A 24,082-nucleotide genomic window follows, 5' to 3' on the forward strand; every position below is an offset into this window, starting at 1 on the left:
TCAGATCCCTCGCCCGCGCGCGCCGCGATGACGCCGACCTGATCCAGCGACAGCCGGCCCTCCCGCATACCCGCCGCGCAGCGGGGAAACTCCTCCAGCCGGTGCGCCACCGTGGCGATCGTGTGCGCGTTTGCCGATGACGAACCCAGCTTCCAGGCCACCAACGCCGCCACCGACCGCGCCCCAGTAGCGCCACACAACTCGTCACGATCCAGCTCGGCGACGATCTGCACAATGCGCCCATCAATCGCATTGCGCTGACCGGCCAACTCCCCCAACTCCTCGAACAACACCTCAACACGCTCAGCAGGACTCACCGCCGCAGGAGGCGATGCGGTCAAGGACATAAACCTCATCATCACAGACGGGTACGACAAATCTCGGCCGCCGCCCAATCCACGCCGGGATGTAGCCGTCATCATCAGCCAAGCGGCACAGCCTGATTGGCCGCCACACGCTTCCCGCTACAGCCTTCAGCACGGCCACCTCGGCCCCCATCATGCGCCCAACCAAGGTGCTCGACCGCGCACGATCCACGTCACGAAAACCACACGAACTGCATCGCGGTCGCGCCGAAGGGGTCTTCGCGGTGCGCACGTTGGCCACCCGGGCAGGCCCGGCACCCGAATTTAGTGCGCAGATCCCACAGCCCAAAGCCGAAAAGCAACAGGCCAACCCGCTGCGACTACCGCGGCCCTCACGATGCGGCGATTCCCGCCGTCCTGATGGAACGGCCTTAGGTACCTGGTTCACGCGGCAACACCAACAGCGCTGCCGCCAAGAAGCACAGCGCCCCAACGAACGTGCCCAGATTCGCGAGGAGGGCATCCTCGGCCACGCCCGACCTCGTGACAAAGGCTCCCAGCGCGGACACGCCGAAGGCGACGCACCCGATCAAGTTGATCCATTCGGCCTGCCAGTCGCGGGATTTCAGCTCGACGATCCCGACAACGGCCGTCACCGCGACGATGCCGAGCACCCCACTCACCAGAAACGCCAGTGATCCCGTCGCGTCCGGCGCCCATACCAGCCGCCGCTCCGGCCTGACCGCATGTGCCCACAACGCAGCCCCGGTGCTGATGTTGAACAAGATCGTCCCGGCGAATTGAGTCGCCGCCGAGAGCCACCCGATCCGCAGCGCGGGCCCGGACAACACCAGCTGCATCCATCCCGCGGTCGTGAAGAACCAGGAGCCGATGAAACACAGCAGATTGGCCAGCCCGGCACCTGCCACGGAGGACAAGCCGGGCATCGTGGCAAGCGCGAAGAACGTCGAACCGATTGCGAACAGCCAGCACTGCCGACGAAGTGTCGCCACCTAGCGGCCTAGAGACTGGCCGCTATTCGTTCGCCGACTTGTGCGGTGGACAGCTTCTCGTCCCCTCGCGTCGCCAGGTGCTGCTCGACGGCTTTGTCGACGCGCGCGGCCGCGTCGTCTTGGCCGACGTGGGTCAGAAGCAGCGCAACCGACATGATCGCCGCGGTCGGGTCGGCGATGCCCTGGCCCGCGATGTCCGGCGCGCTGCCATGTACGGGTTCGAACATCGACGGATTGGTCCGCGTCGCATCGATATTGCCGCTCGCGGCCAGTCCGATGCCGCCGCACACCGCCGCGGCGAGATCGGTGACGATATCGCCGAACAGGTTGTCGGTGACGATCACGTCGAACCGGCCAGGATCGGTGACCAGATGGATCGTGGCGGCGTCCACATGCTGGTACGCAATCTCGACGTCGGGGTACTCCGCAGCGACTTCCTGCACCGTGCGCCACCACAGCCCACCTGCGAAGGTCAACACATTGTTCTTGTGCACCAGCGTCAGGTGCTTGCGGCGCTTCTGCGCACGGCGGAACCCGTCGTGCACGACGCGACGGACGCCGAATGCCGTGTTCACACTGACCTCGGTGGCGATCTCGTTCGGAGTGCCGACGCGAATCGCTCCCCCGGTGCCGGTGTACGGCCCCTCGGTGCCTTCGCGGACGACGACGAAGTCGATGTCGGGGTTGCCGGCCAGCGGCCCGGTAACGCCCGGATACAGCCGGGCCGGCCGCAGGTTGATGTGATGATCGAGCTCGAACCGAATGCGCAGCAGCAGACCGCGTTCCAGCACACCGCTGGGCACCGACGGGTCACCGATCGCGCCAAGCAGGATCGCGTCGTGTGCGCGCAGTTCGTCGAGCACCAAGTCGGGCAGGACCTCGCCGGTGGCGTGGAATCGCCGCGCGCCAAGGTCGTAACTGGTCTTTTCGACCCCGGGCAGCACCGCGTCGAGCACCTTGACGGCCTCGCCGATCACCTCCGGGCCGATGCCGTCGCCGGCAATGATCGCCAATTTCACGAGAGATCCACCACTTCCAGCAGTTTGGCGCCGACGGCTTCGGTGATTGCGGCACGTACATCGTCGGGCAGGTCGCGGTCGACACGCAGCAGGATCGTTGCGCCCGGCCCCTCCGCATCCTCGCTGAGTTGTGCCGCGTGGATGTTGATGTCTGCACCGCCGAGCAGCGTGCCGATCTTGCCCAGCGTGCCGGGCTGGTCGACGTAGTTGATGATCAGGTTCACGCCCTCGGCGCGCAGATCGAAGTTACGACCGTTGATTTGGACGATCTTCTCGACGAGCTGAGGACCGGTCAGTGTGCCTGCGACGTTGGTGACCGAACCGTCGGAGTGCACCGCGCGGACGTCGACGACGCTGCGGTGGTTGGGGCTCTCGGTGGCGGTGCTGATGTCGGCCTGCACGCCGCGTTCGGCGGCCAATGCCGGCGCGTTGACGAACGTGACCGGGTCCTCGATGACGGCGGAGAACAATCCGCGCAGCGCCGAAAGACGCAGTACATCAACGTCTTCCGAAGCAAGCTCGCCGCGAACCTGCACGGAAAGCGAGACTGGCAGCTCGCTGGAAAGCACGCCGACGAGCAGACCGAGCTTGCGCACTAGATCCAGCCATGGTGCGACTTCTTCGCCGACGACCCCGCCGCCGACGTTGACGGCATCGGGCACGAATTCACCTGCAAGTGCCAGCTTCACGCTCTCGGCGACGTCGGTGCCTGCACGGTCCTGCGCCTCGCCGGTCGAGGCGCCGAGGTGCGGTGTCACGACGACCTGAGGCAGGTCGAACAGCGGGCTGTCGGTGGTGGGCTCCTTGGCGAATACGTCGATGCCTGCCCCCCGGACATGCCCGGACCTGACGGCGTCGGCCAGCGCTTCCTCGTCGATCAGTCCGCCGCGCGCGGCGTTGACGATGATCACGCCCGGTTTGGTCTTGGCCAACGCCTCCTTGCCGATCAGGCCGGCGGTCTCCTGGGTTTTCGGCAGGTGGACCGAGATGAAGTCGGCGCGGGCCAACAGCTCGTCGAGGGTGAGCAGCTCGATGCCCAGCTGCGCGGCCCGCGCAGCCGACACGTAGGGGTCGTAGGCGACGACGTGGGTGCCGAACGCGGCCAGCCGCTGGGCGACCAGCTGCCCGATGCGGCCTAGCCCGACGACGCCGACGGTCTTGCCGTAGATCTCAGTGCCGGAGAACTGTGACCGCTTCCAGGTGCGGTCGCGCAGCGATGCGTCGGCCGCGGGGATGTCGCGTGCGGCGGCCAGCAGCAGTGCCAGCGCATGCTCGGCGGCGCTGTGGATGTTGGACGTCGGCGCATTGACCACCAGCACACCGCGCGCGGTGGCGGCGTCGACGTCGACATTGTCCAGGCCGACGCCTGCGCGGGCGACGATCTTGAGCTTGGGCGCCGCGGCGAGCACCTCGGCGTCGACGGTGGTTGCCGAGCGCACCAGCAGCGCGTCGGCCTCCGACACGGCGGCCAGCAGCTTCTCTCGGTCGGGGCCGTCGACCCAACGGACTTCTACCTGGTCGCCGAGTGCGGCGACGGTCGATTCAGCCAGTTTGTCGGCGATCAGTACAACGGGAAGACTCACGTCCACACAGAGTAGTGGGCTGTAATTGTGAGGTGGACGTCACCGTCGTCGGCAGTGGACCCAACGGCTTGGCGGCCGCCGTCATCTGCGCTAGGGCCGGGCTTTCGGTGCAGGTATTCGAGGCCCAGCCCACGGTCGGGGGCGGTGCGCGCACCCTGGCTGACCCCGAGTTTTCCGGGGTGTCGCACGACATCTGTTCGGCTGTTCATCCGCTGGCGCTGGCATCGCCGTTTCTGGCCGAGTTCGATCTTCCTGCCCGCGGGGTGACGCTGACGGTGCCCGAGGTTGCCTACGCCAACCCGTTGCCTAACCGGCCCGCCGCGGTCGGCTACCACGACTTGGAGCGCACCTGCGCGGAGCTGAGCCATGGTGACTCTTGGCGGCATCTGCTGGGCCCGATGGTCGAACGCGACGACGCGGTGCTCAAACTGCTGCTCGGCGACAAGCGGTCGCTTCCCACCGACCCCATCGCCGCGGTACAGGCCGGGATACGGATTCTCGGACAAGGCACGCCGGCATGGCGTGCGCTGAACGGCGTCGACGCGCGCGCGTTGTTCACCGGCGTTGCCGCGCATACGATTTCGCAAATGCCGTCGCTGGTGTCGGCAGGCGCGGGCCTGATGCTTGCCACGCTCGCGCACACCGTCGGCTGGCCGATCCCTGTCGGCGGCAGCCAAGCCATTCCCAACGCGTTGATGGAAGACCTTCTGGCGCACGGTGGCACGGTAACCCCCGGCGAGGAGATCACCGAACCGCCTGCGGGTGTTGTGCTTTACGACACCGCCCCCACGGCGCTGTTGTCCATCTACGGCGATCGGTTACCTGCGCGGTACGCGAAGGCATTGCAGCGCTACCGATTCGGACCTGGTGTCGCGAAGGTGGATTTCGTGCTGTCCGATGAGATCCCGTGGACCGATCCACGTCTTGCCGATGCCCCGACGCTACACATGGGCGGCACGCGCGAACAGATGGCGCACGCCGAGCGTGAGGCGGCCGCGGGTCGGCACGCCAAATGGCCGATGGTTCTCGCCGCCTTACCTCATCTGGCCGATCCGAGTCGCATCGACGCACAGGGCCGCAGACCGCTCTGGACATACGCGCATGTGCCGTCCGGCTCGCCCGTCGACCAAGCCGATGTCGTCACCGAGATTTTTGAGCGGTTCGCGCCCGGCTTCCGCGACATCGTCGTGGCGGTCCGGTCGATACCCGCGTCGCGGCTGGCCGAGCACAACGCGAACCTCGTCGGCGGCGACATCGGCGTCGGCGGCAATACCTTGTTCCATGCGTTGGCGGGCCCAACGCCGCGGCTCAACCCGTGGAGCACAACGATTCCCAAGGCGTACCTGTGCTCGTCGGCGACCCCGCCGGGCGGCGGCGTTCACGGAATGTCCGGCTACTACGCCGCCCGCACGGTGTTGCGCCGCGAATTCGGCATCAAGACAATGCCGAGCCTCGCGCCCTAGGGATTTGTGTGCGTTCGGGAGCGCTCACCGCTCCCGAACGCACACAAGCCGCGAAATCTAAGCCGTGTCGGTGAGCGGGCGGTCGACCCAGCTCATCAGGTCGCGCAGCTTCTTGCCCGTCACCTCGATCGGGTGCTCGGCGTTCTCCTTGCGCAGCCGCTCGAGCTCCTTGTTACCGCCTTCGACGTTGGCGACGAGCCGCTTGACGAAGGTGCCGTCCTGGATGTCGGACAGGATCTGCTGCATCCGCTTCTTGGTGTCGGCGTCGATGACCCGCGGGCCGGACAGGTAGCCGCCGAACTCCGCGGTGTCGGACACCGAGTAGTTCATCCGTGCGATGCCGCCCTCGTACATCAGGTCGACGATCAGCTTGAGCTCGTGCAGCACCTCGAAGTACGCCAGCTCGGGCGCGTAGCCCGCCTCGACCATCACGTCGAAACCGGTCTTGACGAGTTCCTCTGTGCCACCGCACAACACGGCTTGCTCGCCGAACAGGTCGGTCTCGGTCTCGTCCTTGAACGTGGTCTTGATGACGCCGGCGCGGGTGCCGCCGATGCCCTTCGCGTAGGACAGCGCGAGCGCTTGGCCCTCGCCCTTCGGGTCCTGGTCGACAGCGATCAGGCAGGGCACACCCTTGCCGTCGACGAACTGGCGGCGCACCAGATGGCCGGGGCCCTTCGGCGCAACCATGCCGACGGTGACGTTGGCCGGCGGCTTGATCAGATCGAAGTGAATGTTGAGGCCGTGGCCGAAGAACAGCGCATTGCCGTCTTCGAGATTCGGCTCGATGTCGTTGCGGAAGATATCGGCCTGCGCGGTGTCGGGCGCCAGAAGCATGATCACGTCGGCCCACTTGGCGACCTCGGCGGGCGTGTCCACCTCGAGCCCCTGCTCGGTGACCTTCTCGCGAGACTTCGACCCCTCCTTGAGGCCGACCTTCACCTGTACGCCGGAGTCACGCAGGGAAAGCGAATGCGCATGGCCCTGGCTGCCATAGCCGATGACGCCGACCTTGCGTCCCTGGATGATCGACAGGTCCGCATCGTCGTCATAGAACATCTCAACTGCCACTGTGAATCTTCTTTCTTGTCTTATCTTTCGGGGCTTACTTGACGGTGCCGATGCCGCGCGGTCCGCGCGACAGCGACACCACTCCGGACTGCGCGAGCTCACGGATGCCATATGGCTCCAGCACCCGCATAAACGCTTCCAGCTTCGCTGGTGTGCCGGTGGCTTCGATCGTCAACGACTCAGTCGTCACATCAACGACCTTGGCGCGGAACAGGTTCACCGCCTCGATCACCTGACTGCGCGTGGTGGCGTCGGCGCGAACCTTGATCAAGGCCAGCTCGCGCGAGACGGAGTTGTCTTCGTCCTGCTCGACGATCTTGATCACGTTGATGAGCTTGTTGAGCTGCTTGGTGATCTGCTCGAGCGGGGAGTCCTCGACGCTGACGACGATCGTCATCCGCGACATGTCCTTCTGCTCGGTCGCACCGACCGCCAGCGACTGAATGTTGAAGCCGCGCCGCGAGAACAGCGACGCCACTCGGGCGAGCACGCCGGGCTTGTCCTCGACGAGCACACTCAGCGTGTGCGTCGGCGTTGACGTGTTGACGGTCATCAGGCATGCCCTTCTTCAGGATCGTCGAACAGCGGGCGGATCCCGCGCGCGGCCTGGATCTCGTCATTGCTGGTGCCGGCAGCCACCATCGGCCACACCTGGGCGTCGGCGCCGACGATGAAGTCGATCACGACCGGTCGGTCGTTGATCTCACGCGCCTGCCTGATGACGTCCTCGACGTCTTCGGCACGCTCGCAACGCAATCCGACACAGCCCAGCGCCTCTGCGAGCAATACGAAATCCGGGATGCGATGCGAGTGCGTCGCGAGATCCGTTTGGCTGTAGCGCTCTTCGTAGAACAGTGTCTGCCACTGCCGCACCATGCCCAGGTTGCCGTTGTTGATGATCGCCACCTTGATCGGCGCGCCCTCGACGGCGCAGGTGGCCAGTTCCTGGTTCGTCATCTGGAAGCAGCCGTCGCCGTCGATCGCCCAGACTTCGGCATCGGGCCGGCCGAACTTGGCGCCCATCGCCGCGGGCACCGCGTAGCCCATGGTGCCGAGGCCGCCGGAATTCAGCCACGTTTTCGGGTTCTCGTACTTGATGAACTGGGCGGCCCACATCTGATGCTGCCCCACGCCTGCGACGTACACGGCGTCGGGTCCGGCCATCTTGCCGAGGGTCTCGATGACGTATTCCGGCGACAAGCTGCCGTCGCTCTGCGGCCCATAGCTCAGCGGGAACGTCGACTGCACTCCGCGCAGATACTCCCACCAGTTGTCGATCTTTATCGAGCCGATGGTGCCGTCGCGTCGCAGCGCCTCGATCAGATCAGTGATGACGGCCTTCACGTCGCCCACGATCGGCACGTCGGCGTGCCGGTTCTTGCCGATCTCGGCGGGGTCGATGTCGGCGTGGATGACCTTGGCGTCGGGCGCAAACGAGTCGAGCTTGCCCGTCACCCGGTCGTCGAAGCGCGTGCCCAGCGCGATCAGCAGATCGCTGCGCTGCAGCGCGGCCACCGCAGCGACGGTGCCGTGCATGCCTGGCATCCCCATGTGCTGCGGATGGCTGTCCGGGAACGCGCCGCGGGCCATCAGCGTGGTGACGACGGGGATGCCCGTCAGCTCGGCCAGGTCCAGCAGCTGCTCGGTGGCCTCGCCGCGGATCACGCCGCCGCCGACGTAGAGCACCGGCTTGCGTGCCGCCGCAATGAGCTTGGCGGCTTCGCGCACCTGACGGTTGTGCGGCTTGGTGTTGGGCTTGTAACCGGGCAGGTCGATCCGCGGCGGCCAGGCGAACGTGCACTGGCCCTGCAGGATGTCCTTCGGGATGTCGACGAGCACCGGACCGGGCCGGCCCGACGAGGCGATGTGGAATGCCTCGGCGATCACCCGAGGGATGTCGTTGCCGTCGCGCACCAGGAAGTTGTGCTTGGTGACCGGCATGGTGATGCCGGAGATGTCGGCTTCCTGGAAGGCGTCGGTGCCGATCAACGCGCGCCCGACCTGACCGGTGATGGCCACCACCGGGATCGAGTCCATATGCGCATCAGCGAGCGGCGTGACCAGGTTCGTCGCCCCGGGACCCGACGTCGCCATGCACACGCCGACCCGTCCGGTGGCGTGCGCGTATCCGCTGGCGGCATGACCTGCGCCCTGCTCGTGGCGGACCAGGACGTGCCGCAGCTTCTGCGAGTCGAAAAGCGGGTCGTAGACCGGCAACACGGCACCGCCGGGGATGCCGAAGATGACCTCGACGTCGAGTTCCTCCAGCGATCGGATTACCGCCTGCGCGCCGGTAAGTTGTTGCGGCGCAATTCTCTTCGGCTGCGCAGGGTTTGGCTTTGCGCCGTTTCGCGGAGTCGCCGACTCTTCGGGTGGCCGCGTGGTGGGTGCGCTCACGGTGTCCTCTGTCCGTTCCTCGTCGTCTCTAGGATCTCAAATCGATGTTGGGGCAACAAAAAACCCCCGCCAGCTGGGCCGCTGTACGAGGGTCGCGCGTTGATGCTGGTTGCTATGCCCGGCAGAGGGCAAGCGCGACATCAACGCGCTTCCCAATTACTACGAGCATTCCAGCGGTCTGCATAACAGTCGACGGTAGCCTCCGCACTGGTCACCGGTCAAATTCCCGGCACCGCCGGGGTGGTCAAATTCCGACCTGGGCCCCAGGAACTCAATTGCAACGGTGCGAAGATGGCGAGATGAGCTCCCCCGCTGCCACCCCGGTCGTCATCCGGATCTCGCCGATGGCGCACTTCGCGGTCGGATTCGTCGCGCTCGGCCTGCTCGCGTTGGTGCTCTCTGGGCCCGCATGGTTTGCGCTGCTGCTCGCCATTCCGGTCATCTTGTCGGCGTTGATCATCCGATATCGAACGGTGGCGGATGAGGACACAGTGACCGCGCGAACTCTGCTGGGCAGTCAGACCGTCGGGTGGGACGACATCGACGGGCTGCGCTTTGGCAAGGGCTCATGGGCACTGGCCCAATGCAAAGACCGAACCGAACTGCGACTTCCCGCAGTGACGTTTTCGACGCTGCCGCTGCTGACCGAGGCGAGCGGCGGCAAGGTGCCGAACCCCTACGCGTAGCCGATCAGGCCAGCGGGTTGCCGCCGTTGAGCAGCACCCACAGCCCGATGCCTGCGCCCACACCGAGGACCAAGGCGGCGAACGAGCCGACGAACGGGCGTCGGGCCCAGCCGCGGCCGGCGTCCAGCCCGTAGCGGCCGGGGCCGATCAGGATGATCGCCGCAACGGTGCAAATGAGGATCAGTTTGTATTCGTGGCCGTCCGTCAGGAACGACGCCAGCCTGGCGTTTTCGTGGGCGAGCATCGCTTCGGCCAGCAGGCCGTTGACCAGGTACGCCAGCGCGCCCGCGGCCGCCACCGGCGTGAACAACCCGAGAACAAGCAGCACCCCGGCAGCGATCTGTCCGCCGGTGGCCACATAGGTGAGGATGTCGGCGTGCTGGAAGCCCTTGTCGGTCAGCGACTGCTCGAAACCGTCGAAGCCGGGCCCGTTCCACCAGCCGAACGCCTTCTGCAGGCCATGGCCGATGAGCAGTGCGCCCACGGCGAGGCGAAGCAGCAGTAGCCCCAGGTCCTGGGTGCCGCGACGGCCCGCCGCAAGCGCTCTCTCGTCGCCGGGATCGGGATCGATCCCGGCCGGCTCGGCGGAGAAGGATCCGATGGAGTGCCGCCCGCCGGGCTGGACGTACGGCAGCGGCTCGGGCTCGCTGATCAGACCGAAGGGTTCACCGGCTGGGGACTTGGCCGAGTCGTAGCGCGGAATCGCGGTGGTTTCGAAGTCACCGGCGTACTGAGAGGAAGGAAGGTCGTCTTCGGGATCGACCAGGCTGGCCGATACGGGCCGCCCGGCCACATCGTCAGGCCGCTGCCAGGCGCGTGGGTCAGGATGACTGGTCACGACTGCCAGGGTAGGTGCTAGTCACCTGCTAATCGAGGATTGGCGCGGCGCTTTCGGCACCCTATTCGCGGGCAATGTCAAGTGCGTCGGCGTGGTGCGCGTGGCGCGCACGGCCAAACAATCCGTAACCTGGCTCGCATGAGACAGCGCCGGCGCATGCGGGGTGTGTACGTCCTGTTGTGTGCGGCGTTGCTCGTGGGGTCGGGCTGCGCGCGTTTCGACCAGGCTCAGTCGCAGCCGTTCACCACCGAGCCCAAGCTTGCGCCGGGATCGTCATCGGCGCCTCCACCCCCGCCGCCGCTGCCGCCCAAGCCGTTCCCGAAGGTCTGTCCTGCGCCGGGCGTCATGCAGGGCTGCCTGGAAAGCACCAGCGGGCTGATCATGCTTCCCAACAGCCAGTCGGCATTGGTCGCCGAGCGCACGACCGGCGCGGTCAAGGAGGTGTCGGTCAGCGCCGAACCCAAGGTCAAGCTGGTGATCCCGGTCGACGGGAGCGGCGACGGCGGACTGATGGACATCACGATGTCGCCGACGTACTCGCAGGATCGGCTGATGTACGCCTACGTCAGCACCCCCACCGACAACCGGGTCATCCGCATCGCCGACGGCGATGTCCCCAAGCCGATCTTGACCGGCATCCCGAAGGGTGCCACCGGCAACATGGGGTCGTTGATCTTCACCAGCCCGACCACCTTGCTGGTGCAGACCGGCGACGCAGGCAACCCCGCCCTTGCCGCCGATCCCGGTTCGCTGGCGGGCAAGGTGCTGCGCATCGAGCAGCCGACGACCGTCAACCCGGCGCCGCAGACCACCGCGCTCAGCGGGATGGGCGCCGGTGGGTCGATGTGCATCGACCCGTCCGACGGGTCGCTCTACGTCACTGACCGCACGCCGACGGCCGACCGGCTGCAGCGGATCACCAAAGACTCCAAGGTGTCGACGGTGTGGACGTGGCCGGATCGTCCCGGCGTAGCGGGATGCGCGGCGCTGGACGGCACGGTGCTGGTCAACCTCGTCAACACCAAACAAACCGTCGCTGTCCGGCTGGCGCCGGACACCGGCGCGGTCACCGGTGAGCCAGAAGTCATTCGCCAGGATCAGCACGGTCACGCATGGGCGCTGCAGTTGTCGCCCGACGGCAACGTCTGGGGCGCGACGGTCAACAAGACCTCCGGCGACGCCGAGAAGCTCGACGACGTCGTCTTCCCGCTGTTCCCGCAGGGTGGCGGTTTCCCGCGCAGCAATGCGGACAACACGTAGCTCGTTATGGCTTCCAGGGCTGTGATGTCGCGGCGACTACAGCCCTCAGCGCAAAATCGGCGCTAGCTGCAGGCGGCCAGCACCAGTTCGCGCACCCGCGCGGCGTCGGCCTGTCCCTTGGTGGCCTTCATCACCGCGCCGACGATCGCGCCGGCCGCCTGGACCTTGCCGCCGCGAATCTTCTCGACGATGTCGGGGTTGGCGGCCAGCGCCTCGTCGACGGCGGCCTGAATGAGCGAGTCGTCGCGCACCACGGCCAGCCCGCGGTCCGCCATCACCTGCTCGGGTTCACCCTCGCCGGCCAGCACGCCCTCGATGACCTGGCGGGCCAGCTTGTTCGACAACTTGCCGTCATCGACCAACTTGATGACGGCGGCGACCTGTGCCGGGGTGATCGGCAGCGCGTCGAGTTCGACGCCCCCCTCATTGGCCTTCTGCACCAAGAAGTTTCCCCACAAGGCGCGCGCGGCATCGCTGGACGCGCCGTGTTCGACAGTGGCGGCCACCAGTTCGACCGCACCGGCGTTGACGAGGTCGCGCATGACCTCATCGGAAATGCCCCAGTCCTCTTGAATTCGCTTGCGGCGCAGCCACGGTAGCTCCGGCATCGTCGCCCGCAGCTTTTCGACCAGCTCGGCGTCTGGTGCCACCGGCTCCAGATCCGGTTCAGGGAAATACCGGTAATCCTGCGCGGTTTCCTTGCTACGGCCCGGCGACGTATAGCCGTCTTCGTGAAAATGCCGGGTCTCCTGGTGCACCCGGCCACCGGCATCGAGAACCGCTGCCTGACGCCGCATCTCGTAACGCACCGCGACCTCGACGCTCTTCAATGAGTTCACGTTCTTGGTTTCGGTGCGGGTGCCGAACTCCTCCTGCCCGAGCGGCCTGAGCGAGAGGTTGGCATCGCAGCGCATCGAGCCTTGATCCATCCGCACATCGGAAACACCCAACGCTCGCAACAGATCCCGCAGCGCGGTCACATACGCACGGGCGATCTCGGGTGCGCGCGCTCCTGCGCCCTCGATCGGCTTGGTGACGATCTCGATCAACGGCACACCCGAGCGGTTGTAGTCGATCAGCGACGTCGTCGCGCCCTCGATGCGGCCGGTTTCACTGCCGAGATGCGTCAGCTTGCCGGTGTCCTCTTCCATGTGGGCCCGTTCGATGTCTACGCGCCACGTGGTGCCGTCGTCGAGCGGGACGTCGAGGTAGCCGTCGATCGCGATCGGCTCGTCGTATTGCGAGATCTGGTAGTTCTTCGGCATGTCCGGATAGAAGTAGTTCTTCCGGGCGAACCGGCACCACGGCACGATCCCGCAATTCAGCGCCAGGCCGATGCGAATCGCGGACTCCACCGCCTCCTGGTTGAGCACGGGCAACGACCCGGGCAGGCCAAGGCATACCGGGCATACCTGGGTATTGGGTTCGGCGCCGAATTTGTTGGCGCAGCCGCAGAACATCTTCGTTGCGGTGGACAGCTCGACGTGCACCTCGAGCCCCATCACAGGGTCATATCGGGCCACGACGTCGTCGTAGTCGATGAGTTCTGCAGCGGAGGTGGCGGTCATGTGGGCGAGTTTAGTGCGGGCGGTTCCGCCAGTTTGGGGTGCACGCCCGGGCTCAGACCAAGTGCCGCGGCCACTCGCTGCAGCATCGTCAACAGGTCCGCCCGTTCCTCGGGCGAGAGCGCGGAGGTCACCTCGTCCTCCATTGCGTCGGACTCTTCTTTCAACGCCGGCAGCAAGCCCCGGGCCTTTTCGGTCAGTGTGACCGCGAACGCGCGACGGTCGTCCGGGTGTGGCCGCCGCTGCACCAGACCCTCGTGCTCAAGAGTGTCGATGAGGTTGACCATGACGTTGCGGTGCACGCCAAGCCTGGCCGACAGCTGGCGCTGGGATTGGCCGTCGTTGTCCGCCAGTGCAAGCAAAATGGCATTGACCCGCGGATGCACGCCCATCGGCGCCAGCCGCCGCTTCGCGTCGTCGGCGACATACGCGCCGAGTTGAGACAAGAGAAATGGAATCCGCTGGTCAAGCTCGCGGACACCCGTTGGTTCGTCGACCACGACGCGACATTAGCACTGAGCGTGATCGTCCTATATTGTGATAATCACTATTAGTGACTATTCAGCGGAGGAACCATGCGACTCGTCATCTTCGGCGCCAACGGTCAGACAGGCAAGCTGGTGACCCGTACAGCGCTCGACTCCGGCCACACCGTCGTCGCGGTGACTCGCCGGCCCCACGACTTTCCAATCGCCCATCCGGCGCTGACCGTCGCCGGCGCCGACGTTCACGAGGCGGCCGCGGTGGGCGACGTGGTCGTCGGCGCCGACGCCGTGCTGTCGATGCTGGGTGTTCCATTCACGCGCGATGCGGTCGACACCTACTCGGCGGGGACGGCGAATATCGTCGCCGCGATGAAAGCCGCGGGGGTCCGCCGTCTCGTCGTGGTCAGTTCGACGGGCGCATATCCGGCTCCCGGACGCACGGGTGCGCCGATCGCATTGCGACTGTTTGAACCGGTCATCACCAAGACGATCGGAAAGACTGTCTACGACGACATCCGGCGCATGGAAACCGTCGTGCGCGACAGCGGATTGGACTGGACCATCGTGCGCCCTTCGGGGTTGTTCGACTTGCCCTATGTCACCGAATACGTTGCCGGCCAGGTGGATCCAGTCGGCGCGTTTACGTCTCGCAGCGATCTTGCCGACTATCTCGTCAGTTTGGCCGCCAGCACCACGCGCCACGACACCGTGACCGTCTCCACGACGGCGGACACCCCGACGATGTGGCAGATGATCCGCCGCGAAGCCTTCAAGAGCGCGTAACCGATCGGCGCGAGCAGACGCAAAATGCTCGAAAACCGCGGCGTGTCGGGTGATTTTGCGTCTGCTCGCGGAATAAAAGTTAGCCGAAGAATTCGGCGGCGTCGTCGTATCGGCTCTGCGGAACCAACTTCAGTTGGCGGGTGGCGTCGGCCAGCGGGACGCGGCCGATGTCCTGGCCCCGCAGCGACACCATCATTCCGTACTCGCCGGCGTGGGCGGCGTCGGCGGCATTGACGCCGAAGCGGGTGGCCAGCACCCGGTCGTATGCCGTTGGCGTGCCGCCGCGTTGAACATGGCCGAGCACGGTCACGCGGACGTCCTTCTTGATCCGCTTCTCCACCTCGACGGCCAGCTGTGCGGCCACACCGGTGAACTTTTCGTGTCCGAACTCGTCGGTGCCGCCCGCTCGCAGCTTCATCGTGCCCTCGGCGGGCTTGGCGCCCTCCGCGACCACACAAATGAAATGCGAATCACCGCGCACGAAGCGCTGTTTGACGAGCCGGCACACCTCTTCGACGTCGAATGGCTGCTCGGGGATCAACGTCATGTGTGCGCCGGACGCAAGCCCCGAGTTCAACGCGATCCAGCCGGCGTGGCGACCCATCACTTCGACGAGCATCACGCGCTGGTGCGACTCGGCGGTGCTGTGCAGCCGGTCGATCGCCTCGGTCGCGACCTGCAGCGCGGTGTCGTGTCCGAATGTCACATCGGTGCAGTCGATGTCGTTGTCGATAGTCTTCGGCACCCCGACTACGGGCACGTTCTCCTCGGACAGCCAGTGCGCAGCCGTCAGCGTGCCCTCGCCTCCGATCGGGATCAGCACGTCGATGCCGTTGTCCTCGAGAGTCTGTTTGATCTGCGGCAGACCGGCGCGCAACTTGTCCGGGTTGACGCGCGCGGTACCGAGCATGGTGCCGCCCTTGGCGAGCAGACGGTCGTTGCGGTCGTCGTTCTTCAGCTGCACCCGCCGGTCTTCCAGGAGCCCACGCCAGCCGTCGAGAAAGCCGACGACCGAAGAGCCGTAGCGCGCGTCGCAGGTCCGGACCACCGCCCGGATGACCGCGTTCAGGCCAGGACAGTCACCCCCGCCGGTGAGAACTCCGATCCGCATGATCTCATCCTCCCCCGTCAGACCGCGGTTGGCAGCGGACCCCGGGCAACCTCGTAGGCCGCGCCCACGCGATACAGCCGGTCGTCGGCAAGCGCGGGCGCCATGATCTGCAGGCCAACCGGCAGGTTGTCGTCCGGTGACAGGCCCGACGGCACCGACATCCCGCAATGACCGGCCAGGTTCAGTGGCAGCGTGCACAGGTCGAACAGGTACATCGCCAGCGGGTCGTCGACCTTCTCCCCCAACGGGAACGCCGTTGTCGGCGTCGCAGGTGACACCAGCACGTCGACCTTCTTGTACGCCTCGTCGAGGTCGCGCGCGATCAGTGTGCGCACCTTCTGCGCCTGGTTGTAGTAGGCGTCGTAGTAGCCCGCCGACAGCGCGTAGGCCCCAATCATGATGCGGCGCTTGACTTCTGGGCCAAAGCCGGCTGCCCGCGTCAAAGCCATCACCTCTTCGGCGCTGTGCGTGCCGTCGTCGCCGACGCGCAGGCCGTAGCGCATCGCGTCGAACCGTGCGAGGTTCGACGACACCTCCGAAGGCAGGATCAGGTAGTAGGCGGGCAGCGAGTAGTCGAAGTGCGGGCAGTCGACTTCGCTGACGTCGGCGCCCAGCTTGGTCAGCACCTCGACGGCGGCGTTGAACGACGCCAGCACCCCGGCCTGATAGCCCTCGCCACGCAACTGCTTGACCACCCCGATCCGCACACCCTTCAGATCGCCGGACGCACCCGCCCTCGCGGCGGCGACCACGTCGGGCACCTGGGCGTCGACCGACGTGGAGTCCTTCGGGTCGTGCCCGGCGATCACCTGGTGCAGCAGTGCGGTGTCGAGCACGGTGCGCGCGGCCGGCCCACCCTGGTCCAACGACGACGCACATGCGACCAGGCCATACCGGGACACCGTGCCGTACGTGGGCTTCACCCCGACGGTCGCGGTCAAAGCGGCCGGCTGGCGGATCGATCCGCCGGTGTCGGTCCCGATGGCCAGCGGCGCCTGGAACGCGGCAAGCGCCGCCGCACTGCCGCCGCCCGATCCGCCTGGCACCCGGTCGACGTTCCACGGGTTGCGGGTCGGGCCGTATGCGGAGTTTTCGGTCGAGCTGCCCATCGCGAACTCGTCCATGTTGGTCTTGCCCAGAATCGGGATGCCCGCCGCGCGCAGCCGAGCGGTCACGGTCGCGTCGTACGGCGACGTCCAGCCCTCGAGGATCTTCGATCCGCAGGTGGTCGGCATATCCGTGGTGGTGAAGACGTCTTTCAACGCCAGCGGCACGCCGGCCAGCGATGACGGCAGCGCGTCACCCGCGGCTACAGCCGCGTCGATCCGGGCCGCCTCGGCCAGCGCCTTGTCCTCCGCCACATGCAGAAACGCGTGGTACTTGTCGTCGGTCTCGGCGATCTGATCCAGACACGCCCGCGTCGCCTCGGTGGACGACACCTCTTTGGCGGCGATCTTCGCGCCGAGCGTGGCCGCATCCAAGCGAATCAGGTCTTCACTCATGCCTCGGGTCATTCCGCTTCTCCCAGAATCCGCGGGACGGCGAACCGGCCGTCGACCGCCTTCGGCGCCTCGGCCAGCGCTTCGTCTTGGGTCAGGCACGGCTCGACGACGTCGGGGCGGAACACGTTGACGTCCTTCAGCGGGTTGCCGGTCGGTTCGACGCCGGTGACGTCCACGGCCTGGATCTGGCTGACATGGCCGAGGATGGCGTCCAGCTGACCGGCGAAACTGTCCAACTCGTCTTCGGTCAAAGCTAGGCGGGCCAGACGCGCCAAATGGGCAACCTCATCTCGGGAGATCTGTGACACGAGTGCCGAGCCTAGTCACCGGCGCGCATCGCCCGGAATGCTGACCCGCAAGCGCTGTGCGACAGTGTTGCGCGTGCCTACCTATCTCCTGCGGGTCGAACTCGAGGATCGACCGGGCAGCCTCGGCTCACTGGCCGTGGCGCTCGGGTCGGTGGGCGCTGACATCTTGTCCCTGGACGTGGTCGAACGCGCATCGGGATATGCGATCGACGACCTTGTGGTCGAGCTGCCGGCGGGCGCGATGCCCGACACGCTGATCACGGCCGCCGAAAACCTGCGGGGCGTCTACGTCGACGCCATCCGGCCACATACCGGGCTGCTCGAGGCGCATCGCGAGCTGGAACTCATCGATCACGTCGCCGCAGCCGACGGCAAAGAGAAGAGGTTGCAGGTGCTTGCCGACGAAGCGCCGCGAGTGCTTCGCGTCGGATGGTGCACTGTGGTTCGGCAGAACGAATCGGGGCTGCAGCGGATCGTCGGCAGCCACGGGGCGCCGGAAACTCACATGGAGCAGGTGCCCTGGCTGCCCCTCGATCACGCCGAAGCCCTGGACTCACGGGCGGACTGGGTGCCGCAGGTGTGGCGCGACATGGACACCACGCTCGCGGCGGCGCCGTTGGGCACACACGACACCGCGATGGTGCTAGGCCGCGCTGGGGGCCCGGAGTTCCGGCCGTCCGAGGTGGCGCGGCTGGGCTATCTGGCCGGGATCGTCGCGACGATATTGCGCTGAGGTCGCTCAGCCTCCCGCTGGCACGGGTTCCCGTTCGCTGATGGCGACAAGCGAGGCTTGGCAATCTGCGGGGTGACCGCCGTTACCCATAATCCATCGGCCTAAACACCGACGGCGAAACGCACAGCAGAATCACAGCGAGCTGCTGTTACGGTTGCCCGAATCGTGCCATGGGGCATGCCGTGAGAAGGAGTCCGCTTGCAGACCGTACTCCTTGTGGCCGCAATCGCGCTCTTCATTGCGGCGATCATCGTTCTCGTCATCGCGTTGCGACGCCCGCGCACTCCGAAGACGCCGGCGGCGCGCCAGGATCCGCTGAAGTTTGGCGAGATGCCCCGTTTCGGCCCGCGTGAACTCGGGCCCGGCGCCATCGTCAGCTACGGCGGCGTCGACTACATCGTGCGCGGTTCAGTAACTCTGCGCGAGGGCCCGTTCGTATGGTGGGAACACCTCATCGAAGGCGATACCAAGGACCCGCTGTGGTTTTCCGTCGAGGAGGACGAGGGCCGTCTCGAGCTGGTGATGTGGGTGGCGCGAAAGGACCTGCAGTTGCAGCCGGGCGGCGAGCACGTCGTCGACGGCGTGCGGTTCCACGAGTCCGAGCGCGGCCACGCGTCGTACACCAGCGAAGGTACGACCGGTCTGCCCGCCGGCGGGGAAATGGACTTCGTCGACTACACCAATGACGGGGAAACGGCGTTCCTGGGATTCGAGCGCTACGGCCCCGAGATGCCTTGGGAAGTTTCCCATGGCACTGCCGTCAGTGAAGGCGAACTGACGGTGTACCCCGCGCCACCCCCGACCACGTAGGGCCATAGGTGCCGCTTCACAAGCTCTCGGTGACACCGGCCGACGTTGCCGGCTCGCGACTAGGCCTCGCGCTCAATGCGCCAGTTCCGGTGGCGCTGGCAACCCTGCGGCTCACACACCCCCGTGGCGGCACCCTGACGCTCGGAGTTCTCGGCGCATCGCATGTCATCAGCGTCGAACACGCGACATCGCCGTTCTCCGAACAGATCTCGTGTACTGCGCAGCAATACGGCGGGGCATTGCCCGATCGCGCCGATGCTCATGGCTATCAGCTAACGGCGCGGACCGCGGAATACACAGAAGTCGCGTTCCGTTCGCTCGCCAGCTGGCTGCGCGACCGGTGCAGCAGCGAATCCGGTTGGCTCGGCGGCACTTTCCCGGGTGACGACGCGGCCTTGACAGCAATCTCGGCGACCGTAGACGGCGCGGGCTGGCGCTGGCAGTCGTGGCACCTGTATCCCGCTGTCCCCGGCGGCACAGTGGTCCACACCGAAAGCCTGTGGAAGCCGTGAGCCGCACACTGTTGTTCTTCCTATCCGGCGGGTTGGCCGTGGCCGCCGCGGCCTGTCTGTACTTCGGCATCACCATGGTGCCCAACGTCCGCTCGTACGTCGGCGACAACTTTGCGCAGTACTCCGGCAGCGGTGACACCACGCGCTATACGTGCAGCGGCTCACCAGACGACGTGGCCGACGACCTGGCCGACCAGCAGCAGCCGGATGCGCGTGCCACCGATGACGACACGGAGTATCTGCGCTACAGCGACAGCATCGTGTCGGTCGGGCCTGATGGCAACCGTCCGTGCAGCATCCGCGTGGAAGGTCTGGGCGCCGGATACAACCAAGGCTCGTATGTGTTCCTCGGCCCCGGGTTCTATTCAGGTTCTCCTGCCGGAAGCGCCGGAGGCAGTCCCGGTGGGCCTGACGGGACGAAGTAACGGACATCAACCAGAGGAGAAACTCATGACCCTGGCCGCCGTCGAGTTCGGCTCGGTGAACGCGGACGTCCTCGTTCGCAGCGTGGTCGCCACGCTGCTCTACTTCGCCGCAGGCATCGTGGTGCTAGTTGCCGGCTTCGTCCTGGTCGACGCCATCACTCCCGGCAAGCTGCGCAGGCAGGTGTTCGTCGAGCGGCGACCCAACGCGGTTGTGCTGACCTCGGCCATGGACCTATCGCTGGCGGTGGTGATCATCGCGGCGATCCGGGCCAGCTCCGACCAGCTGGGGCAGGGACTGATCGACACGCTCGTCTACGGACTGGTCGGCGTCGCCCTGCAAGGGGTAGCCCTGGCCATCCTCGAAGCCGTCGTGCCCGGACGATTCCGGAACTTCATCGACGACGAGCAGTTCCATCCCGCCTCGATCGCCGCCGGTGTAGTCCTGCTCGCCGTCGGAGGGATCATCGCCGCGGCGCTGACATGACCGCGACGGATTCCCTCACCCAGACGCCGGCGCCAGCGCATCGCCCGCCGATACGCTGGCGCGCACTGCTGCTGGCCGCCGTCTCGGCATGCGCGGCCTGCGGCATCGTGTACGAACTGGCGCTGTTGACCCTGGCCACCAGCCTCGACGGCGGCGGAATCGTCGCGACCTCACTGATCGTCGCCGGCTATGTCGCCGCGCTCGGCGCGGGCGGGCTGTTCATCAAGCCGCTGCTGAAGCGCGCCGCGATCACGTTCATCGCCGTCGAGACGCTGCTCGGCGTCGTAGGCGGTCTGTCGGCCGCGGTGCTGTACGTGACGTTCGCATATGTCGGCGGTTCGACTGTCGTGCTGGCGGTGGCCACCGCCCTCATCGGCGGACTGGTCGGCGCCGAGGTGCCACTGTTGATGACGCTGCTGCAACGCGGCCGAACCGCGGGCGCGATCGATACCGGCAAGGTCCTTGCCAACCTCAATGCGGCGGACTATCTGGGCGCGTTGGTCGGCGGACTTGCCTGGCCGTTCCTGGTCTTGCCGCAACTCGGCATGATCCGCGGCGCCGCGGTCACGGGGATGATCAACCTCACGGCCGCAGCGGTCGTCGCCTTGTTCCTGTTGCGCGGCGCGGTCAGCGGCCGTGAACTTGCGGCCTCGCTGATCGCCCTGGCCGCGGCGTTCGCGCTCCTGACAGCGTTGATCGTCAGCGCAAGCGGTATCGAGGCGACCAGCCGGCAGCGGCTCTACGAGGACCCGATCATCGCCTATCAGCACTCGGCCTACCAGGAGATCGTCGTGACTCGTCGCGGCGATGACATGCGACTGTATCTCGATGGGGGGCTCCAATTTTCGACGCGCGACGAATACCGGTACACGGAAAGCCTGGTATATCCCGTGCTCGGAGACGGAGCGCACTCCGTGCTGGTGATCGGCGGCGGCGACGGGCTGGCGGATCGAGAACTGCTGCGGCAACCGGGCATCGACAAAATCGTGCAGGTCGAGCTCGACCCAGCCGTCATCCATATGGCACGGACCACCATGCGCGACGCGAACGCGGGCGCGCTGGACAATCCGCGCGTCGAGGTGGTGATCGCCGATGCGATGACATGGCTGCGAGATCCCCGTCCAGACAAGGTGCCGGCGGGCGGCTTCGACGCCGTGATCGTAGACCTGCCGGACGCCGACACCCCCGCGCTAGGCCGGCTGTACTCGCAAGAGTTCTACGGGTTGATCACCCGTGTGCTGGCTCCCAGCGGACTGATTGTCGTTCAGAGCGGCAGCCCGTACTCGACTCCGACGGCGTTCTGGCGCACCGTATCGACGATCGAAGCCGCCGGGTTCGCCGTGACGCCCTACCACGTCGACGTGCCGACGTTCGGCGACTGGGGTTTCACCCTTGGCCGCCGCAATGCGAGCGCGCCGACTCCGACCGTGCCGAAAGACGCGCCGCCGCTTCGCTTTATGAACCAACGAGTGCTCGACGCCGCGACGGTGTTCGCCGGTGATGTCGCCCCGCAGCAGTTGGCGCCGTCGACTCTGGAAAATCCGCGCATCATGAACGACATGCGCAGCGGCTATCGCTGACCGCTCAGACGCCGTCGGGACCGTTCTCCAGCAGCCTGCGGAACCCGTCCTCGTCGAGGATTGGCACACCGAGCTCGACGGCCTTGTCGTACTTCGAGCCCGGCGCATCACCGGCCACCAGATAAGCCGTCTTCTTCGACACCGAACTGGCCGCCTTGCCCCCGCGGGCGACGATCGCCTCCTTGGCGTCGTCGCGGGAAAAGCCGGTGAGCGATCCGGTGACGACGATCGACAACCCATCCAGCGTGCGCGGGATGCTGGCGTCGCGCTCGTCCTCCATCCGCACGCCGGCAGCGCGCCACTTGTCGACGATCGCGTTGTGCCAGTCGACGGCGAACCACTCCTTGACCGCGGCCGCGATCGTGGGCCCGACACCCTCCACCGCCGCGAGCTGGTCCTCCGACGCCGAGATGATCGCGTCGAGGGTCCCGAATTCGGTGGCCAGCGCGCGCGCCGCCGTCGGGCCGACATGCCGGATCGACAGCGCGACCAGCACCCGCCACAACGGCCGAGTCTTGGCCTCCTGCAAGTTGATCAGCAACCGCGCACCGTTGGCGGAGAGATTGCCATCCTTGGTCTTGAACAGATCGGTGCGCAGCAAGTCGGCGCTGACGATCGTGAACAGGTCGCCCTCGTCGGTGATCACGCCGGACGTCAGCAGCGCAATCGCCGCCTCGTAGCCGAGCCCCTCGATGTCGAACGCACCCCGGCCGGCGAGGTGAAACACCCGCTCGCGCAATTGCGCCGGACACGAGCGCGAGTTAGGGCAGCGGATGTCTGCGTCGCCCTCTTTGGCCGGTGCCAATTTCGTACCGCACTCGGGACATGCTGTGGGCATTTCGAATTCGCGTTCGGAGCCGTCGCGCAGGTCGACGACCGGGCCGAGCACTTCGGGGATGACGTCGCCGGCCTTGCGGATCACCACCGTGTCGCCGATCAGCACGCCCTTGCGTTTGACTTCTGATGCGTTGTGCAGGGTGGCCAGCCCCACCGTCGACCCGGCGACCTTCACCGGCTCCATGTAGGCGAACGGGGTGACCCGGCCGGTCCGCCCGACGTTCACACGAATGTCGAGCAGCTTGGTCGTGGCCTCTTCGGGCGGGTACTTGTAGGCGACGGCCCAGCGCGGCGCTCGCGACGTGGAACCGAGCCGGCGTTGCAGCGCGATCTCGTCGACTTTGACCACCACACCGTCGATTTCGTGTTCGACGTCGTGGCGGTGCTCGCCCCAGTAAGCGATGTGCTCGGTGACCTCGGCGATGCCCTTGACACGGGCGGTGTGCTCGGACACCGGCAGCCCCCACGCCTTCAGCGCTCGGTATGCGTCGTGCAGGCTCTTCGGGCTGAAACCTTCGGCGTGACCGAGACCGTGGCAGATCATCCGGAGCTTGCGGCGCGCGGTGACCGCGGGGTTTTTCTGTCGCAGCGAGCCGGCGGCGCTGTTGCGGGGATTGGCAAACGGCGGTTTTCCCTCGGCGACGAGACCGGCATTCAGGTCTTCGAAGTCGGAGACACGGAAGAACACCTCGCCGCGTACCTCGAGCACGCGCGGCAGTGGGAATTCCTTGGATTCCGTGAGCTTTTCGGGGACGTCCTCGATGGTGCGGGCGTTGAGCGTGACGTCTTCGCCAGTGCGGCCGTCGCCGCGGGTGGCCGCGCGGACAAGCCGACCGTCGCGGTAGACGAGTGCGAGGGCGACGCCGTCGATCTTGAGTTCACACAGGTAGTGCGCGTCGTCCCCGATTTCGCCGCGGATGCGTGCGGCCCAGGCGGCCAGCTCCTCCGGCGCGAAGACGTTGTCCAGGCTCAGCATCCGCTCGAGGTGCTCGGCCGGCGTGAAGTCGGTCGCGAAGCCTGCACCGCCGACGAGTTGGGTCGGCGAATCGGGCGTGCGCAGCTCGGGGTGCTTGTCCTCGAGTGCCTGCAGCTCGCGAAGCAGCTTGTCGAACTCGGCGTCGGAGATGACGGGGGCGTCTCTGATGTAGTAGCGGAACTGGTGCTCGCGCACCTCGTCGGCGAGCTCTTGCCAGCGCCGGCGCAGGTCGGCGTCCAGGGCTTCGTCGGCCTGCTCGGCCAGCACAGTTTCCGGCTTCTTCGGGCTCACCCTCGCAGGCTATCTGAGCCGCCCGACACAGCCGTTACGCTGGCG

General features: G+C 66.5%; 24 protein-coding genes. 10 read left to right on the top strand and 14 right to left on the bottom strand.

The window, feature by feature from the left end:
- From VJV41_RS12975 to serA, 4 genes are all read right to left on the bottom strand, one after another.
- A partial coding sequence (locus VJV41_RS12975) for a DUF222 domain-containing protein (protein ID WP_325334284.1) occupies positions 1–347 on the bottom strand: 347 nt, incomplete at its 3' end.
- A gap of 389 nt (positions 348–736) precedes the next feature.
- Positions 737–1,252, bottom strand: a complete 516-nt coding sequence (locus VJV41_RS12980; protein WP_325334445.1) for a hypothetical protein — start codon at positions 1,250–1,252, stop codon at positions 737–739.
- A 74-nt stretch (positions 1,253–1,326) separates the two neighbouring features.
- Entirely contained in the window at positions 1,327–2,337 is a 1,011-nt protein-coding gene (locus VJV41_RS12985) for a 3-isopropylmalate dehydrogenase (RefSeq protein ID WP_325334286.1), read from the bottom strand.
- Entirely contained in the window at positions 2,334–3,920 is a 1,587-nt protein-coding gene (serA, locus tag VJV41_RS12990; RefSeq protein WP_325334288.1) for a phosphoglycerate dehydrogenase, read from the bottom strand. The genes VJV41_RS12985 and serA overlap by 4 nt, the downstream gene beginning before the upstream one ends.
- Before the next feature lie 32 nt (positions 3,921–3,952).
- Here serA and VJV41_RS12995 point away from each other — a divergent pair, with 32 nt between their 5' ends.
- Positions 3,953–5,383 carry an NAD(P)/FAD-dependent oxidoreductase gene (locus VJV41_RS12995; protein WP_325334290.1) on the top strand — a complete coding sequence of 477 codons (1,431 nt, stop codon included), beginning with the start codon at positions 3,953–3,955 and terminating at the stop codon, positions 5,381–5,383.
- A gap of 57 nt (positions 5,384–5,440) precedes the next feature.
- Here VJV41_RS12995 and ilvC read toward each other — a convergent pair whose 3' ends face one another.
- The 3 genes from ilvC to VJV41_RS13010 are packed head-to-tail and all read right to left on the bottom strand — an operon-like array spanning position 5,441 to position 8,851.
- Positions 5,441–6,565: a ketol-acid reductoisomerase gene (gene ilvC, locus VJV41_RS13000; protein ID WP_325334292.1), complete on the bottom strand. Its 1,125-nt coding sequence runs from the start codon at positions 6,563–6,565 to the stop codon at positions 5,441–5,443.
- On the bottom strand, positions 6,489–7,007 hold the full coding sequence (gene ilvN / locus VJV41_RS13005) for an acetolactate synthase small subunit (RefSeq protein WP_325334293.1): 519 nt from the start codon (positions 7,005–7,007) through the stop codon (positions 6,489–6,491). The genes ilvC and ilvN overlap by 77 nt, the downstream gene beginning before the upstream one ends.
- Positions 7,007–8,851, bottom strand: a complete 1,845-nt coding sequence (locus VJV41_RS13010; protein WP_325334295.1) for an acetolactate synthase large subunit — start codon at positions 8,849–8,851, stop codon at positions 7,007–7,009. Before VJV41_RS13010 ends, ilvN begins: the two co-directional genes overlap by 1 nt.
- Positions 8,852–9,150: 299 nt before the next feature.
- Between VJV41_RS13010 and VJV41_RS13015 the strand changes: the two genes are divergently transcribed.
- Positions 9,151–9,537, top strand: coding sequence for a PH domain-containing protein (locus VJV41_RS13015; protein WP_325334297.1), 387 nt, complete (start codon positions 9,151–9,153; stop codon positions 9,535–9,537).
- A 4-nt stretch (positions 9,538–9,541) separates the two neighbouring features.
- On the opposite strand, the gene VJV41_RS13020 is transcribed toward VJV41_RS13015, so the two are convergent.
- Positions 9,542–10,375 (bottom strand): DoxX family protein, encoded by an 834-nt coding sequence (locus VJV41_RS13020; protein ID WP_325334299.1) that lies wholly within the window; start codon positions 10,373–10,375, stop codon positions 9,542–9,544.
- 138 nt (positions 10,376–10,513) lie between these two features.
- On the opposite strand from VJV41_RS13020, the gene VJV41_RS13025 reads away from it, so the two are divergent.
- Positions 10,514–11,635 carry a PQQ-dependent sugar dehydrogenase gene (locus tag VJV41_RS13025; RefSeq protein ID WP_325334301.1) on the top strand — a complete coding sequence of 374 codons (1,122 nt, stop codon included), beginning with the start codon at positions 10,514–10,516 and terminating at the stop codon, positions 11,633–11,635.
- Between the two features lie 62 nt (positions 11,636–11,697).
- On the opposite strand, the gene gatB is transcribed toward VJV41_RS13025, so the two are convergent.
- Both gatB and VJV41_RS13035 read right to left on the bottom strand, forming a co-directional pair.
- On the bottom strand, positions 11,698–13,203 hold the full coding sequence (gene gatB / locus VJV41_RS13030; protein WP_325334303.1) for an Asp-tRNA(Asn)/Glu-tRNA(Gln) amidotransferase subunit GatB: 1,506 nt from the start codon (positions 13,201–13,203) through the stop codon (positions 11,698–11,700).
- On the bottom strand, positions 13,200–13,700 hold the full coding sequence (locus VJV41_RS13035) for a MarR family transcriptional regulator (RefSeq protein WP_325334305.1): 501 nt from the start codon (positions 13,698–13,700) through the stop codon (positions 13,200–13,202). The genes gatB and VJV41_RS13035 overlap by 4 nt, the downstream gene beginning before the upstream one ends.
- A gap of 75 nt (positions 13,701–13,775) precedes the next feature.
- Here VJV41_RS13035 and VJV41_RS13040 point away from each other — a divergent pair, with 75 nt between their 5' ends.
- Positions 13,776–14,468 carry an NAD(P)-dependent oxidoreductase gene (locus VJV41_RS13040; RefSeq protein WP_325334307.1) on the top strand — a complete coding sequence of 231 codons (693 nt, stop codon included), beginning with the start codon at positions 13,776–13,778 and terminating at the stop codon, positions 14,466–14,468.
- A gap of 79 nt (positions 14,469–14,547) precedes the next feature.
- Here the strand turns inward: VJV41_RS13040 and VJV41_RS13045 are convergent, their stop codons facing one another.
- From VJV41_RS13045 to gatC, 3 genes are read right to left on the bottom strand one after another with little or no spacing between them, the layout of a single operon-like run.
- Positions 14,548–15,579, bottom strand: a complete 1,032-nt coding sequence (locus VJV41_RS13045) for an ATP-dependent 6-phosphofructokinase (protein ID WP_325334309.1) — start codon at positions 15,577–15,579, stop codon at positions 14,548–14,550.
- Positions 15,580–15,596: 17 nt separating this feature from the next.
- Entirely contained in the window at positions 15,597–17,081 is a 1,485-nt protein-coding gene (gene gatA, locus VJV41_RS13050) for an Asp-tRNA(Asn)/Glu-tRNA(Gln) amidotransferase subunit GatA (RefSeq protein WP_325334311.1), read from the bottom strand.
- 8 nt (positions 17,082–17,089) lie between these two features.
- The gene (gene gatC, locus VJV41_RS13055) at positions 17,090–17,389 is read right to left on the bottom strand and encodes an Asp-tRNA(Asn)/Glu-tRNA(Gln) amidotransferase subunit GatC (protein ID WP_325334313.1); all 300 of its coding nucleotides are present in this window, start codon (positions 17,387–17,389) and stop codon (positions 17,090–17,092) included.
- 73 nt (positions 17,390–17,462) lie between these two features.
- On the opposite strand from gatC, the gene VJV41_RS13060 reads away from it, so the two are divergent.
- The 6 genes from VJV41_RS13060 to VJV41_RS13085 all read left to right on the top strand — a co-directional run bounded on the left by VJV41_RS13060 (position 17,463) and on the right by VJV41_RS13085 (position 21,933).
- Positions 17,463–18,122, top strand: coding sequence for an amino acid-binding protein (locus VJV41_RS13060; protein ID WP_325334315.1), 660 nt, complete (start codon positions 17,463–17,465; stop codon positions 18,120–18,122).
- Positions 18,123–18,320: 198 nt separating this feature from the next.
- Positions 18,321–18,932, top strand: a complete 612-nt coding sequence (locus VJV41_RS13065; protein ID WP_325334317.1) for a DUF4178 domain-containing protein — start codon at positions 18,321–18,323, stop codon at positions 18,930–18,932.
- 8 nt (positions 18,933–18,940) lie between these two features.
- Positions 18,941–19,444: a DUF2617 family protein gene (locus VJV41_RS13070; RefSeq protein ID WP_325334319.1), complete on the top strand. Its 504-nt coding sequence runs from the start codon at positions 18,941–18,943 to the stop codon at positions 19,442–19,444.
- Positions 19,441–19,869 (top strand): DUF4247 domain-containing protein, encoded by a 429-nt coding sequence (locus tag VJV41_RS13075; RefSeq protein WP_325334321.1) that lies wholly within the window; start codon positions 19,441–19,443, stop codon positions 19,867–19,869. Before VJV41_RS13070 ends, VJV41_RS13075 begins: the two co-directional genes overlap by 4 nt.
- 25 nt (positions 19,870–19,894) lie before the next feature.
- Positions 19,895–20,353, top strand: coding sequence for a DUF350 domain-containing protein (locus VJV41_RS13080; RefSeq protein ID WP_325334323.1), 459 nt, complete (start codon positions 19,895–19,897; stop codon positions 20,351–20,353).
- On the top strand, positions 20,350–21,933 hold the full coding sequence (locus tag VJV41_RS13085) for a polyamine aminopropyltransferase (protein ID WP_325334324.1): 1,584 nt from the start codon (positions 20,350–20,352) through the stop codon (positions 21,931–21,933). Before VJV41_RS13080 ends, VJV41_RS13085 begins: the two co-directional genes overlap by 4 nt.
- A gap of 4 nt (positions 21,934–21,937) precedes the next feature.
- Here VJV41_RS13085 and ligA read toward each other — a convergent pair whose 3' ends face one another.
- A complete protein-coding gene (gene ligA, locus VJV41_RS13090; RefSeq protein WP_325334447.1) occupies positions 21,938–24,010 on the bottom strand; it encodes an NAD-dependent DNA ligase LigA in 2,073 nt (690 codons plus the stop codon).
- Positions 24,011–24,082 lie beyond the last annotated feature (72 nt).

Origin of the sequence: Mycobacterium sp., assembly GCF_035274705.1 — a bacterium.
In the GTDB taxonomy this organism is placed as follows: domain Bacteria; phylum Actinomycetota; class Actinomycetes; order Mycobacteriales; family Mycobacteriaceae; genus Mycobacterium.

Coding starts and splice junctions, on each gene's coding strand:
- VJV41_RS12980 (WP_325334445.1), bottom strand. CDS start 1,252: ATGCCCGGCTTGTCCTCCGTGGCAGGTGCCGGGCTGGCCAATCTGCTG.
- ilvC (WP_325334292.1), bottom strand. CDS start 6,565: ATGGCATCCGTGAGCTCGCGCAGTCCGGAGTGGTGTCGCTGTCGCGCG.
- ilvN (WP_325334293.1), bottom strand. CDS start 7,007: ATGACCGTCAACACGTCAACGCCGACGCACACGCTGAGTGTGCTCGTC.
- VJV41_RS13015 (WP_325334297.1), top strand. CDS start 9,151: ATGAGCTCCCCCGCTGCCACCCCGGTCGTCATCCGGATCTCGCCGATG.
- VJV41_RS13025 (WP_325334301.1), top strand. CDS start 10,514: ATGAGACAGCGCCGGCGCATGCGGGGTGTGTACGTCCTGTTGTGTGCG.
- gatB (WP_325334303.1), bottom strand. CDS start 13,203: ATGACCGCCACCTCCGCTGCAGAACTCATCGACTACGACGACGTCGTG.
- VJV41_RS13040 (WP_325334307.1), top strand. CDS start 13,776: ATGCGACTCGTCATCTTCGGCGCCAACGGTCAGACAGGCAAGCTGGTG.
- VJV41_RS13045 (WP_325334309.1), bottom strand. CDS start 15,579: ATGCGGATCGGAGTTCTCACCGGCGGGGGTGACTGTCCTGGCCTGAAC.
- gatA (WP_325334311.1), bottom strand. CDS start 17,081: ATGAGTGAAGACCTGATTCGCTTGGATGCGGCCACGCTCGGCGCGAAG.
- VJV41_RS13080 (WP_325334323.1), top strand. CDS start 19,895: ATGACCCTGGCCGCCGTCGAGTTCGGCTCGGTGAACGCGGACGTCCTC.
- VJV41_RS13085 (WP_325334324.1), top strand. CDS start 20,350: ATGACCGCGACGGATTCCCTCACCCAGACGCCGGCGCCAGCGCATCGC.